The 14,238-nt window shown below is 72.6% G+C and carries 12 protein-coding genes and 2 pseudogenes; 3 read left to right on the top strand and 11 right to left on the bottom strand.

Going from position 1 to position 14,238, the window contains the following annotated elements; all coding sequences use genetic code 11:
• Positions 1 to 52: 52 nt before the first annotated feature.
• The 3 genes from M6I34_RS12260 to M6I34_RS12250 are packed head-to-tail and all read left to right on the top strand — an operon-like array spanning position 53 to position 2,009.
• Complete coding sequence (locus tag M6I34_RS12260) at positions 53 to 901, top strand: Gfo/Idh/MocA family oxidoreductase (protein WP_272485958.1); 849 nt, start codon at positions 53 to 55, stop codon at positions 899 to 901.
• A gap of 27 nt (positions 902 to 928) precedes the next feature.
• A complete protein-coding gene (locus tag M6I34_RS12255; RefSeq protein WP_272485957.1) occupies positions 929 to 1,429 on the top strand; it encodes a BCAM0308 family protein in 501 nt (166 codons plus the stop codon).
• Positions 1,430 to 1,460: 31 nt separating this feature from the next.
• Positions 1,461 to 2,009, top strand: coding sequence for an HPF/RaiA family ribosome-associated protein (locus M6I34_RS12250; protein WP_272485956.1), 549 nt, complete (start codon positions 1,461 to 1,463; stop codon positions 2,007 to 2,009).
• 70 nt (positions 2,010 to 2,079) lie between these two features.
• On the opposite strand, the gene M6I34_RS12245 is transcribed toward M6I34_RS12250, so the two are convergent.
• From M6I34_RS12245 to M6I34_RS12200, 11 genes and pseudogenes are all read right to left on the bottom strand, one after another.
• Positions 2,080 to 3,198: a CapA family protein gene (locus tag M6I34_RS12245; RefSeq protein ID WP_272485955.1), complete on the bottom strand. Its 1,119-nt coding sequence runs from the start codon at positions 3,196 to 3,198 to the stop codon at positions 2,080 to 2,082.
• Positions 3,199 to 3,235: 37 nt separating this feature from the next.
• Complete coding sequence (locus M6I34_RS12240) at positions 3,236 to 4,666, bottom strand: RtcB family protein (RefSeq protein WP_272485954.1); 1,431 nt, start codon at positions 4,664 to 4,666, stop codon at positions 3,236 to 3,238.
• Position 4,667: 1 nt separating this feature from the next.
• The gene (locus M6I34_RS12235; RefSeq protein WP_272485953.1) at positions 4,668 to 5,087 is read right to left on the bottom strand and encodes an archease; all 420 of its coding nucleotides are present in this window, start codon (positions 5,085 to 5,087) and stop codon (positions 4,668 to 4,670) included.
• 12 nt (positions 5,088 to 5,099) lie between these two features.
• Positions 5,100 to 6,503, bottom strand: coding sequence for a nicotinate phosphoribosyltransferase (locus tag M6I34_RS12230; protein ID WP_272485952.1), 1,404 nt, complete (start codon positions 6,501 to 6,503; stop codon positions 5,100 to 5,102).
• 63 nt (positions 6,504 to 6,566) lie between these two features.
• Positions 6,567 to 6,821 carry an acyl carrier protein gene (locus tag M6I34_RS12225; protein ID WP_272485951.1) on the bottom strand — a complete coding sequence of 85 codons (255 nt, stop codon included), beginning with the start codon at positions 6,819 to 6,821 and terminating at the stop codon, positions 6,567 to 6,569.
• Entirely contained in the window at positions 6,818 to 8,095 is a 1,278-nt protein-coding gene (locus tag M6I34_RS12220) for a dihydrolipoamide acetyltransferase family protein (protein ID WP_272485950.1), read from the bottom strand. Before M6I34_RS12220 ends, M6I34_RS12225 begins: the two co-directional genes overlap by 4 nt.
• A 37-nt stretch (positions 8,096 to 8,132) precedes the next feature.
• Positions 8,133 to 9,089, bottom strand: a pseudogene (locus M6I34_RS18280) (alpha-ketoacid dehydrogenase subunit beta); the annotation flags it as partial.
• 129 nt (positions 9,090 to 9,218) lie between these two features.
• A pseudogene (gene pdhA, locus M6I34_RS18275) lies at positions 9,219 to 10,187 on the bottom strand (pyruvate dehydrogenase (acetyl-transferring) E1 component subunit alpha); the annotation flags it as partial.
• Positions 10,184 to 12,010, bottom strand: a complete 1,827-nt coding sequence (acsA, locus tag M6I34_RS12210; RefSeq protein WP_272485948.1) for an acetate--CoA ligase — start codon at positions 12,008 to 12,010, stop codon at positions 10,184 to 10,186. The gene acsA and the pseudogene pdhA, both read right to left, overlap by 4 nt.
• Positions 12,011 to 12,165: 155 nt before the next feature.
• Entirely contained in the window at positions 12,166 to 13,413 is a 1,248-nt protein-coding gene (locus M6I34_RS12205) for a benzoate/H(+) symporter BenE family transporter (protein WP_272485947.1), read from the bottom strand.
• Between the two features lie 113 nt (positions 13,414 to 13,526).
• Complete coding sequence (locus M6I34_RS12200) at positions 13,527 to 14,114, bottom strand: NnrU family protein (protein WP_272485946.1); 588 nt, start codon at positions 14,112 to 14,114, stop codon at positions 13,527 to 13,529.
• Between the last annotated feature and the right edge of the window lie 124 nt (positions 14,115 to 14,238).

Here is a 14,238-nt window from a genome sequence, read left to right as displayed (position 1 = left end):
GCGTTGATGCCCGTCAACGCGAGCCTGACCGCTCGCGAGCAGATTCGCAGGCATGAAGAAGATCGGCATCGCCATCGTCGGATACGGCCGCCTCGGTCGCGCCTGCGTCGCGCAGGCGGAGGGGGCCGAGGACCTGCGGGTCGTCGGGATCGTCGTCGAGGCCGGCCGCCCGCCCGCCGAGTCGCGGCGTCACCCCGTCGTCGCCCATCCGCGCGACCTGCCGCAGCGGCCCGATGCCGCGTTGCTCTGCGTGCCCCCGGGCGTCGCCACCGACGTGGCGCGCGACCTGCTGCAGCAGGGCCTGCCGATCGTCGAATGCGCGGGGCTCGAAGGCCGCGCGCTGCAGGACCACTACGAGACGGTCGGCGAGGCCGCCCACCGCCACCGGGTGCCAGCGGTGGTCGGCGCCGGCTGGGACCCGGGCGTGCTGCCGCTGCTGCGCGGCGCCTTCGAGACCCTGATCCCCGACGGCAACACGGAGTCGCGCGACCGGCCCGCAACGAGCCTTCACCACACCGAGGCCGCGCGGCTGGTGCCCGGGGTGGCCGACGCGCTGGGCACCGAACAGCGCGACGCCGCCGGCAACCTCAAGCGCTACGTGTACGTGCAGCTGCGCAAGGGCGCCTCGATCGACGCGGTGCGCGAGGCCTTCGCAGCCGACCCGCTGTTCGCCGGGGAAGAAACCGAGGTCTTCGAGGTCGACGACCTGGCCGAGGTGGACAAGGCCTCTCACGGCGTCGTGCTCGAGCGGATCGGCAGCGCGCGCAGCGGCGGCCACCAGGCGCTTCTCCTCGAGGCGCGCTTCGACCCGGCGACCTTCGCCGCGCGGGTCATGCTCGACGCGGCCCGCCGGCTCGACCGGCTCGCGCCGGGCGCGCACCATTACTCGATCTGGCCCTGACGCGGGGCCGAGCACCGGAAGACGACCATGAACGAATCGACCAATCCTCCCGCCTCGCAGCGCCACGACCAGCTCCGCCCGGAGCGCGTCCACGACGCCTACCGCACGAAGGGCAAGCTTCCCGAGCCCACCGTCTGTTCCGACTGCGGCGCAGTCTGGCACGGCGGCCGCTGGACCTGGGGCGCGGCCGACGCGTCCGCGCACAAGACGCGCTGCCCGGCCTGCCAGCGCATCCACGATCGCTTCCCGGCCGGCTACCTCACGATCGAAGGCGACTTCTACGCGAAGCACCGCGAAGAGATCCTGAACCTGGTGAAGAACCGCGAAGCCGCCGAGAAGGCCGAGCACCCGCTCGAGCGGATCATGGCGATCGAGGACGAGGGCGGCACCACGACCGTGACGACGACCTCGGCGCACGTCGCCCGGCGCATCGCCGACGCGCTGCACGACGCCTGGAAGGGCACGCTGGACCTCCACTACAACAAGGCCCAGGACCTGTTCCGCGCGCGCTGGCGCCGGGACCGCTGAGCGCCCCGACTCATCGCACAGGAGCATTCGCATGCCACAGGTTCCGCTTCAGATCACCTTCCGACACATGGCCTCGTCCGACGCGGTCGAAGCCGCGATCCGCGACCGGGTCGACAAGCTCGAGGCCTTCTACCAGGCACTGATCAGCTGCCGGGTCGTGCTCGAGGAGGAGCGGCTGCACCACCAGCAGGGCAGGCACTTCAACGTGCGCATCGACCTTCACGTGCCGGGGCACGAATTCGCCACCACCCGCGAGCACCACGAGGATGTCTACGTGGCGCTGCGCGACGCCTTCGACGCGGCGCAGCGCTGGCTCGAGGAACAGACCCGGCAGGTCCGCGGAGACGTGAAGCAGCACGACCAGCCGCAACTCGGCCGGATCGCGCGCCTGGTGGCGGCAGAGGGCTTCGGCTTCATCGAGAAGGCCGACGGCAGCGAGCTGTACTTCTCGTCGTTCAACGTCGTCACGCCCGCCTTCGAGGCGCTCGAGCCCGGCATGGAGGTCCAGTTCATCGAGGACTACGACGCCGAGGGTGTGCAGGCCAAGCGGGTGTCGGTCGGCAAGCACTCGCCGGGCTGAGCGCGGAAACGGGCCTCGCTTCGAGGCCACCGGCTGCGCGCCGGCAGGCCGGCCCGGAGGCGCGGCCGGTTCACGACTGCCAGGCCAGCCGCCAGCCTCCGTCGGGATCGCGTAGCAGCGAGGTACCCAACTCGCGACCGCCATCGGTCAGCAGGCGCTCGAGCCAGCCGGTCGCGTCCGCATCGGGCGTCGACAGCCGGAAGCGGCGCAGCCGGTACGGAACGATCCGCAGGTCCAGCAGCATGCCGTCCTGCCGCGCGAGCCTGGCGAAATAGAGGCAGCCGACATCCGAGCGCAGCTCGCCACGCGGCCCGATGCCCTCGTAGTCGTTGATCAGGTCGCCGCAGCCGTACAGGATCGGCTTGCCGCGATGCACCTCGATCGGCAGCGGGTGATGGGAGGAGTGGCCGTGAACGACGTCGGCGGCGCCGGCGTCGACCAGCCGCCGCGCGAAGGCGCGATGCGCGTCGGGAACCCTGGCCACCCAGTTCTCGCCCCAGTGCAGCGACACGACGACCCGATCGCCCGCGCGGCGGTGCCCCGCGATCCGGGCGGCGAGCGCGTCGGCCGATCGGTCGTCGAGCGTCACCAGCGCCACGCCTGGGCCGGCGGCTGTCGCCGCCCAGTCCGCCGGAACACCGCTGCTGCGGGTGGCCGCCGCGAAGACCAGCAGCCGCCCGCCGCCGGGCAGCGGATGGACCGCCGGCGCGTTCGCCGCATCCGCGTCGGCCCCGGCCCCGGCCGTGCGCACGCCGGCCCCGGCCAGCACGGCCAGCGTTTCCGAGAGCCCTTCGCGCCCCCAGTCCATCACGTGATTGTTCGCGAGCACGCACGCGTCGATGCCGGCCCGTGCCAGCAGACCCACGTTGGCCGGGTGCATCCGGTAATGGATGCCCTTGCCCGGCCAGGGCCGGTCGGCCGTGGTGATCGCGGTCTCCAGGTTCACGATCCGGACGTCGGGGCGCACGCGCGCGAGCTCGGCCAGCGCGTCGCCCCAGACCCAGTCGTGATCGATCGGCCTGGGCAACGGGCCGTTGGCCTCCTCGGCCAGCCGCAGGTACTCGCGCGCGTCGCGCACCCAGGGCTCGTAGAGCTCCGGCGAGTCGTGCCGGGCGAAGGCCTGGTCGATGCCCCGGCCGGTCATCACGTCGCCGGCCAGCACGACGAGGAGTTCGTCGTGAGCGCTCACTGTCGCCGAGCGATCCATTTGCAGAAGCGGCGCAGGCTCAGCCCTTGACGCAGACCAGCGGCAGCATCCGCGCCACCTTGCGCGCGAGGCCGGCCTCGTCGGCCGCGTCGACCACCTCGACCACGTCCTTGTAGGCCCCCGGCGCCTCCTCGGCGATGCCGCGCTGCGACGGGCTGCGGATCAGGATGCCGCGCCCCGCGAGCTCGTCGACCACCTGTCGGCCGCGCCACTGCGAGGCGGCCTTGTTGCGGCTCATCGCCCGGCCAGCGCCGTGGCAGGCCGACGAGAAGGCCAGCGACTCGGACGCCGTGGTGCCGGCCAGCACCCAGGAGCCGGTGCCCATCGAGCCGCCGATCAGCACCGGCTGGCCGACCTTGCGCAGCGGCTCGGGCAGTTCCGGATGGCCGGGCCCGAAGGCGCGCGTCGCGCCCTTGCGGTGCACGTGGAGGGTCTTCTCCTTGCCGTCGATCCGGTGGGTCTCGGTCTTGCAGGTGTTGTGCGAAACGTCGTACAGCAGCGGCATCCGGGCGGCCGGCAGGATCTCCGCGAACACCTCGCGCACCAGGTGCGTCAGGATCTGCCGATTGGCCAGCGCGCAGTTGATCGCGGCGCGCATCGCGCCCAGGTACTCCTGCCCGAGGTCGGACTCGATCGGCGCGCAGGCCAGTTCGCGATCGGGCAGCGTCAGGCCGAAGCCTGGGGCTGCGATCGCCATCTTCTTCAGGAACTCGGTGCCGATCTGGTGGCCCAGCCCGCGCGAGCCGCAGTGGATCATCACGACGACCTCGCCGGCCTTCAGGCCGTAGGCGTCGGCGATCGCCGCGTCGTGGATCTCGGCGACCTCCTGCACCTCCAGGTAGTGGTTGCCGCTGCCCAGCGTGCCCATCTCGTCGCGCTGGCGGCGCTTGGCGAAATCGGAAACGTTGCCGGGCTTCGCGTGCAGCATCTGGCCGTGCTCCTCGATCCGGTCGAGGTCGGCCTCGCTGCCCCAGCCCTGCGCCACCGCCCACTTCGCGCCGCCGGCCAGCATCGCGTCCATACGCTCGGCGCTGAGCCGGATCGCGCCGGTGCTGCCCACGCCGGCCGGAATCCGCTCGAACAGCGCGTCGGCCAGCGGCTTCTGCACCGCCATCACGTCCTCGCGGCGCAGGCCGGTCAGCAGGCATCGCACGCCGCAGGAAACATCGAAGCCCACGCCGCCGGCCGACACCACGCCGCCCTGCGCCGGGTCGAAGGCGGCCACGCCGCCGATCGGGAAGCCGTAGCCCCAGTGGGCGTCGGGCATCGCGAAGGCGGCCTTGACGATGCCGGGCAGCGTGGCCACGTTGGCCGTCTGCTCGAACACCTTGTCGTCCATCGCCTCGACGAGCGCCCGGCTGCCGTAGATCAGCCCGGGCACCCGCATCTTTCCGCTCATCGGCAGCTCCCATTCGCAGGGGCCGCGCTGGATCAGGTCCTTTGCGTTCATGTCATACGTCCACGACGGTCTGCGCGAGCCATCCGCCGTCGTCGGTGCGCGTCACGCGCAGGCTCGTGTAGGTGGCGCCCTTGACCTCGACCGCCGGGCCATGGCGGGCAACCGAAGTGGGCTCGCCGAAGGCGCGGGCCTTCAGCCGCGGGCCGTCGATGCTCACCTCGAACCGACCGAACAGCATCCTGCGCACCGCCATCTCGTAGACGATCGCGTTCAGCCATTCGGCCAGCAGCAGCTCGGGGTCGGGCGCCTCGCATTCGATGTCGACCGCCTCGCGCGGGTCGATGCCCGCAGGGTCGGCGATCACCGCGGTCATCGCGAGCGCGGCCTGCTCGAACGCGGCGGCCAGCGTCTCGCCGTAGCCGCGCACGCCGATGTCGGCGCCATGCTCGTAGTGCTCCCAGCGGGCCGTCACGATCGCATCGCCTCAGTGGGGGCTGGCGTCGATCTCGCGCGCGAGCGCGCGAAGTGCCTCGGAGATCTCGACCGGATAGGGGACCTCGGCCTTCTCCAGGGAACGGGTCGCGGCCGGCAAGCTGGCCAGCTGGCTGGCGCAGCGCTCGCGCGCCGCCTGCAGCGTGGGCGCGGACCCGACCCGCCTGCCGCCGCGCATTGCCGGCTGCAACAGCGGCCAGTCGGCAGCGCTTCCGCCGGCCGCTCCCGCGTCCGGTTCTCCGGCTCCCGGGCCGGCCGCCGGCCTCGCCTCGGCCGCCTGGCCCGCCGTCTCGTGGATCAACCTGACCGTGTCGCCGACCGCCGTGCCGTTCGCGTCGAAGCTTCGCCACACCTGCTTCGCGCCCGGCCAGGTCGCCTTGCCCTCGGAGCGCTTGCGGCGCGCGACGCCGGCGTAGGCCTGCAGCTTGTAGACCGCGTCGAGTGCCGGCGCGTCGGCCGACACGTCGAGTGCGGTGCCGACGCCGAAGCCGTCGATCGGCGCCGCGTCGGCGAGCAGCCGCGCGATCCGGTACTCGTCGAGGTTGCCGCTGGCGAACACGATCGTTTCGCGCAGGCCGGCATCGTCGAGCATCGCCCGCACCGCCCGCGCGTGCGCGGCCAGGTCGCCGCTGTCGAGCCGCACGCCGCCGATCGCGATGCCGTCGGCGGCCAGCTTCGGCGCCAGCGCGATCGCCTTCGCGACCGCCGCCTCGGTGTCCCAGGTGTCGACCAGCAGCACCGGCCGCTGGGGCCGCGCCCGCGCGAAGGCCTCGAAGGCGCCGGCCTCGCTCGGGTGCGCCTGCACGAAGGAGTGGGCCATCGTGCCGCGCACCGGAATGCCCCACAGACGGCCGGCCTCGGCGGTGGCGGTCGCGTCGAAGCCTGCCAGCCAGGCGGCGCGCGCCGCGAACAAGGCGGCCTCGGCGCCGTGCGCGCGGCGCATGCCGAAGTCGACCAGCTGCCGGCCCCGCGCAGCGAGCACCACGCGCGCGGCCTTCGACGCGATCAGCGTCTGGAAGTGGACGATGTTCAGCAGCCGGCTCTCCACGTACTGCGCCTGCGGCAGCGGCGCGGTCACCCGCAGCACCGGCTCGTCGGGGAAGAACACCGTGCCCTCGGGCATCGCGTCGACGTCGCCGGTGAAGCGGAATTCGCGAAGGCTGTCGACGAAGCGCTTCGGGAAGCCCTGCCCGGCAAGCCATTCGAGGTCCTGCTCCGAGAAGGACAGCGTCTCGAGGAAGTCCAGAGCCTGCTCGAGGCCCGCCGCGACCAGGAAGTTGCGCTCGGGCGGCAGCTTCCGGACGAACAGCTCGAAGACCGCGGTGTCGGCCATCCCCTCCTCGAGGTAGGCCTGCATCATGGTGAGCTGGTAGAGGTCGGTCAGCAGGGCGGGCATGCGTCGGGTGGCCGGTCGTTGGAGCGCAGCGGTGTCGGCGTGAAACTGGGCGAGGGCGCGCGCTCAGCGCGCGCCGAGCCGCGCCTCGAGGTAGTCGAGCATCGCATCGAGCGTGAGCACCTTGCCGTAGTCGGCCTCGGGAATGTCGACGCCCAGCTTCTCGTGCAACGCGACGATCAGGTTCAGGAAGTCGAAGGAGTCGATGTCGAGCTCGTCGCGGAAGGGGCGGCCCGGATCGAGCGCGTCGAAGTCGGCCTCGGGCGCGAACGCGAGGATGCTGTCGACGACGACCTGCCGGATCTCGTCGCGGGTGTTCATGCGGCCTCCGGCCTTTCCAGGCGCTCGCGCAGCGCCGACAGGAATCGCGCGCCGACCAGGCCGTCGGTCACCCGGTGGTCGCCCGACAGCGTGACGTGCATCGTGCGGGCAGCGACGACCGCGCCGTCGCGCACCACCGGCCGCGCCGCGACGCGGCCGAGCCCGACCAGCGCGACCTGCGGCGGATAGATCACGCCGTACACGGTCTCGACGCCCAGGTCGCCCATGTTCGACACGGTGATCGTGGAGTCGGCCAGGTCGGAGCTGCGCAGCTGACCGCTTCGCGCGCGCGACAGCACGTCGCGCAGCACCGCCATCAGCGCCGGCGGCTCGAGCCGGTCGACGTCGTGGACCGCCGGCACCACGAGCCCGCCGCCTCGCAGCGCGGTCACCACGCCGATGTGGATCGCCTCGGAGCGCCGGAAGTGCCCGTCGACGTAGCTGCCGTTCAGGTCCGGCACCTCGCGCAGCGCCTGCGCGATCGCGCGCAGCACCAGCGCCACGAACAGCACCCGCTCCGCGGGCGGACGGCCGGCGTTGAAGGCCTCGAGCCAGGCGAGCGAGGCCTCGACGTCGATCTCGGCGCCGAGGTAGTAGTGCGGGATCTCCCGATTGGAGCGCGCCATCGCGGCGGCGATCGCGTCGCGCATCGCCTGCTGCGGCGCGCGGGCCGGCGAAGGCGCGGACGGCGCTTCGGGCGGCCCCTCGACCGGCCCCCCGGTCGGAGCGCTCGCCGAGGTCGGGCCGGCCGCCTCGCCGGCCGCGCGCTCGACGTCCTCGATCCTTATCGGCGCGCCGGCCAGGTTCGCGGCCAGCGCAGCGAGGTCCACGCCGAGTTCGGCCGCGCGCCGGCGCGCGGCGGGCGAGGCGCGCGGCGGCAGCCCGGGCGGCGGGGAGGCGCCAAGGTCCGGCCGGGCCTGCGGCCGCCCGGCGTCGGCGGGCGGGGCGCCTGCCGCCGGCATTCGCTGCACCTCGGCCTGCGCCGCCTTCGCGGCGGCCTGACCGCTCGTGGCCGCGGCCACCGCCTGCCAGTCCTCGCCGCCCTCGGCGAGCAGGGCCAGCGGCGCGCCGACGGGCAGCTTTTCGCCGGGCGCGGCCACCAGCCGGGCCACCGTGCCGGCCTCCCAGGTCTCGACGTCGATCGCGCCCTTCTGCGTGTCGACCACGCAAACGACCTGGCCGCGCTCGACCGCGTCGCCCGGCGACACGCGCCACTCGACCAGCGTGCCGTCCTCCATGTCGGCGCCCAGCGAGGGCATGCGGAACTCGATCATCGGGGCATCGCCTCGTTCAACGGCATGGGCGCCTCGCTCATCGTCCCACCGCCTCGCGCGCGGCCGCCACGATGCGCTCGACCTGCGGCAGCGCCGCGTCCTCGAGATGCTTCGGATACGGGATCGGCACTTCCGCGGTACACACCCGGGCGATAGGCGCGTCGAGCTCGTAGAAGGCGCGCTCGACCAGCAGCGCCACGATCTCGCCCGCCAGGCTGCCGGTCTTCCAGCCCTCGTCGACGATCACCGCGCGACGGGTCTTGCTCACCGTGGCCACGATCGCGTCGGCGTCGAGCGGGCGCAGCGTGCGAAGGTCGAGCACCTCGGCCTCGATGCCCTCGCCCGCGAGCTGCTCGGCAGCGGCCATGCACTTGTGCAGCGACCCGCCGTAGGTGATCAGGCTCAGGTCGCGGCCCTCGCGCCGCACCGCCGCATGGTCGATGTCGACCGCGCCCGCGTCCTCGGCCAGCTCGCCCTCCATGCCGAGCAGCATCGCGTGCTCGAACACCAGCACCGGATCCGGCTCCTGCAGCGCGGCCAGCAGCATGCCGCGCGCGTCCTCCAGCGTGGCCGGCGCGATCACCCGCAGGCCCGGCACGTGCGCGTACTGGCCCTCGAAGCTGTGCGAGTGCTGGGCCGCGAGTTGCCGCCCGCCGCCGGTGCTCATCCGGATCACGACCGGCACGTTCAGCTGGCCGCCCGACATGTGGCGCAGCGTGGCCGCGTTGTTCACGATCTGGTCGGCGGCCAGCAGGCTGAAGTTCACCGTCATGACCTCGACGATCGGGCGCATGCCGTTCAGCGCCGCGCCGATGCCGGCGCCGACGAAGCCCGACTCGGACAGCGGCGTGTCGCGGATCCGGTCCTCGCCGAACTCCTCGAGCAGGCCCTTGCTGACCGCGTAGCTGCCGCCGTAGCGGCCGACGTCCTCGCCCATCAGGAACACGCGAGGGTCGCGCGCGAGCGCCTCGCGCAGGCCGGCGCGCAGCGCATCGCGGTAGGTGGTGCGGACGGTCTTCGGCGCGCTCCTCGGCTGCCCTGGCGGCGGCGCTTCGTCGGTCGCCGGCGCAGCCGGCGCCGCCTCGTCCCTGGCCGCATCGACGCGTGCGACCACCGGAGCGGAACCGGGCGGCCGCGCGTAGACGTCCTTCGCCAGGTCCTCGATCGGCTCCCAGGTTCCGGCCTCGGCGAACGCGACCGCGTCGGCGACTTCGTCGGCGACCGCGCGCTCGATCGCGTCGACGTCGGCCTGCTCCAGCACGCCGTGCTCGAGCATCTGGCGCGTGAAGCTCACTATCGGGCCGCGCTCCTTCCACTGCTCGACCTCGGCCTTGTCGCGATAGAGCTCCGCGTCGAACATCGAGTGCGCGCGGAAGCGGTAGGTGCGGAACTCGACGAAGGCGGGCAGGCGATCGGCGCGCATGCGCGCCACGACCGAGCGCATCGCGTCGCGGACCGCGAGCGGATCCATGCCGTCGACCGACACCGCCTCGAGGCCGTAGCTGCGCGCCTTGGCGCACAGGTCGGTGTTCGACTCGGAGCGCGCCAGCGCGGTGCCCATCGCGTACAGGTTGTTCTCGCACAGGAACAGCGCGGGCAGCTTCCACAGCGCCGCGAGGTTCATCGACTCGTGGAACTCGCCCTCGGCCATGGCGCCCTCGCCGAAGAAGCAGGCGGCGATCCGGTCAGTGCCGCGCATCTTCTCGGCCAGGGCGAAGCCCACGGTCATCGGCAGCGCGCCGCCGACGATCGCGCTGCCGCCGAAGAAGCGCCGCGACGCGTCGAACAGGTGCATCGAGCCGCCGCGGCCCCGGCTGCAGCCCTCCTGCTTGCCGAACATCTCGGCCATGATCGCGCCGGCAGGGACACCGCGCGCGAGCGCATGGCCGTGCTCGCGATAGGTGGCCAGCACGCTGTCGTCGTCGCGCAGCTCGGGCATCGCCGCCGACGCGATCGCCTCCTCGCCGATGTACAGGTGCAGGAAGCCGCGGATGCTGCCGGCGCTGTAGAGCTCGGCGCACTTCTCCTCGAAGCGCCGGATCCGGATCATCTGCCGCAGCAGCAGGCGGGCCTCGTCGCGGTCGATGCTCATGTCGACTCCAGCGTCGAGGTGTCGCCTTCGGGCAGTCCCAGCTCGCGCGCCTTCAGCAGCCGGCGCATGATCTTCCCGCTGCGGGTCTTGGGCAGCGAGGCGACGAAGTCGATCTCCTTGGGCGCCACTGCCGAGCCGAGCCGCTTGCGCGCGAAGCCGAGCAGCTCGCGACGCAGCGGCTCGCCGGCCTCGAAGCCCGCCTTCAGCGCGACGAAGGCCTTGACGATCTCGCCGACCGTGGGCTCGGGCTTGCCGATCACGCCGGCCTCGTGCACCGCCGGGTGCTCCATCAGCGCCGATTCCACCTCGAAGGGGCCGATCAGGTGGCCGGAGGACTTGATCATGTCGTCGGCCCGGCCGACGAACCAGAAGTAGCCGTCCTCGTCGCGCCGGGCCAGGTCGCCGGTCAGGTACCAGTCGCCGGCGAAGCAGCGGGCGTAGCGCTCGTCCTGGTTCAGGTAGGCGCGGAACATCGACGGCCAGCCGCGCCGCAGGGCCAGCTCTCCCTCGACGCCGGGCTCGGTCAGCACTTCGACGCGCGGACCGGGCTGGGACGCGCCCCCCGCCCGGGCCACGGCGCCTGCCGCCTCCCCGGCGCCTGCCTCGCCCTCGCCCGCCGGCAGGCGCCGCACGATCGCCGCGTCGATGCCCGGGAGCGGCTTGCCCATCGAGCCCGGCCGGATGTCCAGCGCCGCGAAGTTGGCGATCATGATGCCGCCGGTCTCGGTCTGCCACCAGTTGTCGTGGATCGGCAGGCCGAAGGCCTCGACGCCCCAGGTGACCGCCTGCGGGTTCAGCGGCTCGCCCACGCTGGCGATGAATCGCAAGGCCGGGAAATCGTGGCGGCGCGCGGCTTCGGCCCCGGCGCGCATCATCATCCGCACCGCGGTCGGCGCGGTGTACCAGACGCTGATCCTTTCGTTCGCCAGGATGCCGTACCAGCGCTCGGCGTCGAAGTCGGCCTCGTCGACGATCTGGGTGATGCCGTTCGACAGCGGCGCGATGATGCCGTACGAGGTGCCGGTGACCCAGCCCGGGTCGGCGGTGCACCAGAAGACGTCGTCGTCGTGGAAGTCGAGCGCGAGCCGCCCGGTGGCGTGGTGGGCCACCACCGCCTCGTGCACGTGCAGCGCGCCCTTCGGCTTGCCGGTGGTGCCGCTGGTGAAGTGCAGCAGCGCCGGCGCCTGCGGATCGGTGGGCCCGATCGTGTAGCCCGGGTCGGCCGCGGCGAGCAGCGCGGCCAGGTCGAGGGTGCCCGCGGGCAGCTCGGACGGCTCGTCGCGCACCAGCAGCACGTGCTCGAGCGTGGGGATCTCGGCGCGGATCGCCTCGACCTTGCGGCGGTACAGGCTGGCGGTGGTGACCAGCAGCTTCGCGCCGCCGAGGTTCATCCGGGTCGCGATCGGCTCGGGTCCGAAGGCCGAGAACATCGGCGTGACCACGCAGCGGTGCTTCAGCGCGCCGAGCAGCGCCACGTAGAGCTCCGGGATGCGCCCGGCGAGCAGGTAGACGCGGTCGCCCTGGCCGAGGCCGAGCCCGGCCAGCGCATTCGCGAAGCGGCTCGTCAGTTCGCCCAGTTGCGCGTAGCTGACGTCGCGGGTCTCGCCATTGCGGCCAAGCCAGCGAAGCGCGAGCTTGCCGGCCCGCGGCCCGCTCGCGTGACGATCGACCGCCTCGTGCGCGATGTTGAGCCCCTGGCCGCCCGGCAGGCCATCCAGCACAGCGCGCGCGGCGTCCCAGGAGAAGCGCTTGCGCTCGGCCTCGTAGTCGGTCAGGTTCGGGCGCACGGCGAACGCCGCGACGTCCTTGCGAATCGCATCCATCCGTGTCTCCAGCATCCGGGCAGACTAGTCCGGAAGCGGCGGGACCCGCCTTGTCCCGGATCAAGGCGCGGCCGAAGGCCGGCGAAGGTGCGAGGTCCGCGGGGCCGGCCGGAACCGGGGGGCCCGACCGGCGCGTCGCGACGGCTGCCTTGCGATCAGGCCTGCCGCGCGGCGGCGCGAATCGCCTCGAAGTCCGCCCGCTCGAGCCACCAGGACACCGCGAAGCCCGCGACCAGCCCCCAGAAGGCGGCGCCGATGTTCAGCATCGAGAAGTCGGCCACCGTGACCACGAAGGTGACGAGCGCGCCGAGCGTGAAGCGGCTGCCGAAGGCGGTCACGAACGAAGCCTGCAGCACGCGCAGCATCGCCAGGCCCGCGAGCGTGGCGATGAAGGCCGGCGGCGAGGCCAGCATCAGCTTTGCGAACAAGGGTGCGAAGAGGCCGAACAGGATAGCGAGCAGCGCCACCACGATGCCGGCCACGTAGTGCCGCTCGCGCTCGCCCGAAGAAGACAGGATCGCGTTGGTCGGGCCGGTGAGGCAGGTCGACACGGTGCCGGCGAAGGCGGTCAGCATCGACCAGGCGCCGCAGGCCACGGTGATCGCGTTGACCGGCGCCGCGTGGCCGGCCGATTTCAGCACCGCCACGCCCTGCCCGTTCTGCACGACCAGCACCGTGATCGCGAGCGGCACGACCAGCTCGACCATCGCCCGCCAGGACCACTGCGGCATCTGCAGCACCGGCGCCGCGATCCACTGCGCGCCGGTCGAACCCGGATCGAAGCGGCCCGACAGCGCGACCGCCAGCGCGCCGACCAGCAGCGCCCCGATCATCGGCGGCAGCCGCCTGCCGAGCGCCGGCCGCGCGCTGAGCGCCAGGAACAGCGCAACCATCGGCAGCGCGACCCACGGGTCGTCCCGCAAGGCATGGACCAGGTCGATGCCGAAGCGAAGGAACACGCCCGCGACCATGCCCATCACGATCGGCATCGGCACCAGTGCCATCGCGCGCCGCACCCAGCCGGAAAGGCCCAGCAGCACCATCAGCAGGCCGGTGGCCAGGAAGGCGCCGACCACCTGCTGGAAGCTCAGGTGCTGCAGCGCCGGGCCGACCAGCACCGTTCCCGGGATCGTCCAGAAGAAGGCCAGCGGCTGGCGGTACAGCCAGCAGGCGGCCAGCGTGAGGAAGCCGTTGACGAAGAAGGCGCCGAAGATCCACGACGCGAGCTCGGCCTGCGACAGGCCCCCGCGTGTGCCGACCGACAGGATCACCGCGACCGGCCCGGTGGCCGCGAAGATGAAGCCGATCAGGCCGTTGGCCGCGTAGGTGGCGCCGAAGTCGGCGCGCAGCCGCGCCAGCGTGGTCGCGGGGCGGGCCGGGCGCTCGATCAGGGATTCGCTCATCGCAGGTCTCATCCGAAGCCGGCTTCCTTCTGGTGGTGCGCCGCCAGCACCTCGACCCTGCCGGCCGGCTGCGCGCGGTACAGCGCGACGTAGCCGGGCGCCCCGGCGCTCGCTCAGCCGAAGGGCCGCACCCCGAACAGCCAGCCGTGCAGCTGGAAGGCGAACAGCGCCCACGCGCCGAAGCCTGCGAGCACCACGATCACGTCGGACGCGAAGCTCGCCGCCCCCGGACCCGCGGGCTTGCCGCCGCCGGCCCGGTCGCGCCGCCTGGCGGCACGGAAGTCGAAGATCGCCCAGAGCAGGAAAGAGCCGAACAGCAGCACGTCGGCCACCGTGCCGTTGGCCAGCAGGTGGGCGAAAGCCCAGAGCTTGACCCCGGCGACCATCGGATGCCCGATCGCCGCCTTGATCCGGTTGCCCGGCACGTAGGCAGCGACCAGCAGCACGAAGGCCGCCAGCGTGAACAGCGAGGCCAGGTGCCGGGTGAACACCGGCGGGCTCCAGATCTCGATCGGCGCGGTGCGCGCGAGGCCGTAGCCCCAGACGATCAGCGCGAGGCCGGCGATCGACACCAGCGAGTAGAGCCCCTTCCAGGCGGGCAGCCCCAGCCGCGCAACCTGCGCGGTGCGCCAGTCGTCGGCGACGATTCGCACCGAGTGGGGGACGAGGAAGAGGATGAGGCCGAGGACGAGCAGAGCCATGAGTGCCGCCTGATGAAGTGAAACGCGACCGCAATGATGCCCAATGCGAGAGCCGGGCCTCGAAAAGGGCCGTGGCGGCTGGGGATTCGCCGCGCGATCGCAACGGACGCCCTCGGGGAGGTGC

This window comes from Zeimonas sediminis, from assembly GCF_023721795.1.
GTDB lineage: Bacteria > Pseudomonadota > Gammaproteobacteria > Burkholderiales > Burkholderiaceae_E > Zeimonas > Zeimonas sediminis.
Note: the sequence above shows the minus strand (reverse complement) of the source record. Positions and strands in the feature narration are given on the sequence as shown.

Bases quoted from the DNA above. Each gene is read 5' to 3' on its own strand.
- M6I34_RS12260 (WP_272485958.1), top strand. From the start codon at position 53: ATGAAGAAGATCGGCATCGCCATCGTCGGATACGGCCGCCTCGGTCGC.
- M6I34_RS12255 (WP_272485957.1), top strand. From the start codon at position 929: ATGAACGAATCGACCAATCCTCCCGCCTCGCAGCGCCACGACCAGCTC.
- M6I34_RS12250 (WP_272485956.1), top strand. From the start codon at position 1,461: ATGCCACAGGTTCCGCTTCAGATCACCTTCCGACACATGGCCTCGTCC.
- M6I34_RS12240 (WP_272485954.1), bottom strand. From the start codon at position 4,666: ATGAACGCAAAGGACCTGATCCAGCGCGGCCCCTGCGAATGGGAGCTG.
- M6I34_RS12230 (WP_272485952.1), bottom strand. From the start codon at position 6,503: ATGCCCGCCCTGCTGACCGACCTCTACCAGCTCACCATGATGCAGGCC.
- M6I34_RS12225 (WP_272485951.1), bottom strand. From the start codon at position 6,821: ATGAACACCCGCGACGAGATCCGGCAGGTCGTCGTCGACAGCATCCTC.
- M6I34_RS12220 (WP_272485950.1), bottom strand. From the start codon at position 8,095: ATGATCGAGTTCCGCATGCCCTCGCTGGGCGCCGACATGGAGGACGGC.
- acsA (WP_272485948.1), bottom strand. From the start codon at position 12,010: ATGGATGCGATTCGCAAGGACGTCGCGGCGTTCGCCGTGCGCCCGAAC.
- M6I34_RS12205 (WP_272485947.1), bottom strand. From the start codon at position 13,413: ATGAGCGAATCCCTGATCGAGCGCCCGGCCCGCCCCGCGACCACGCTG.
- M6I34_RS12200 (WP_272485946.1), bottom strand. From the start codon at position 14,114: ATGGCTCTGCTCGTCCTCGGCCTCATCCTCTTCCTCGTCCCCCACTCG.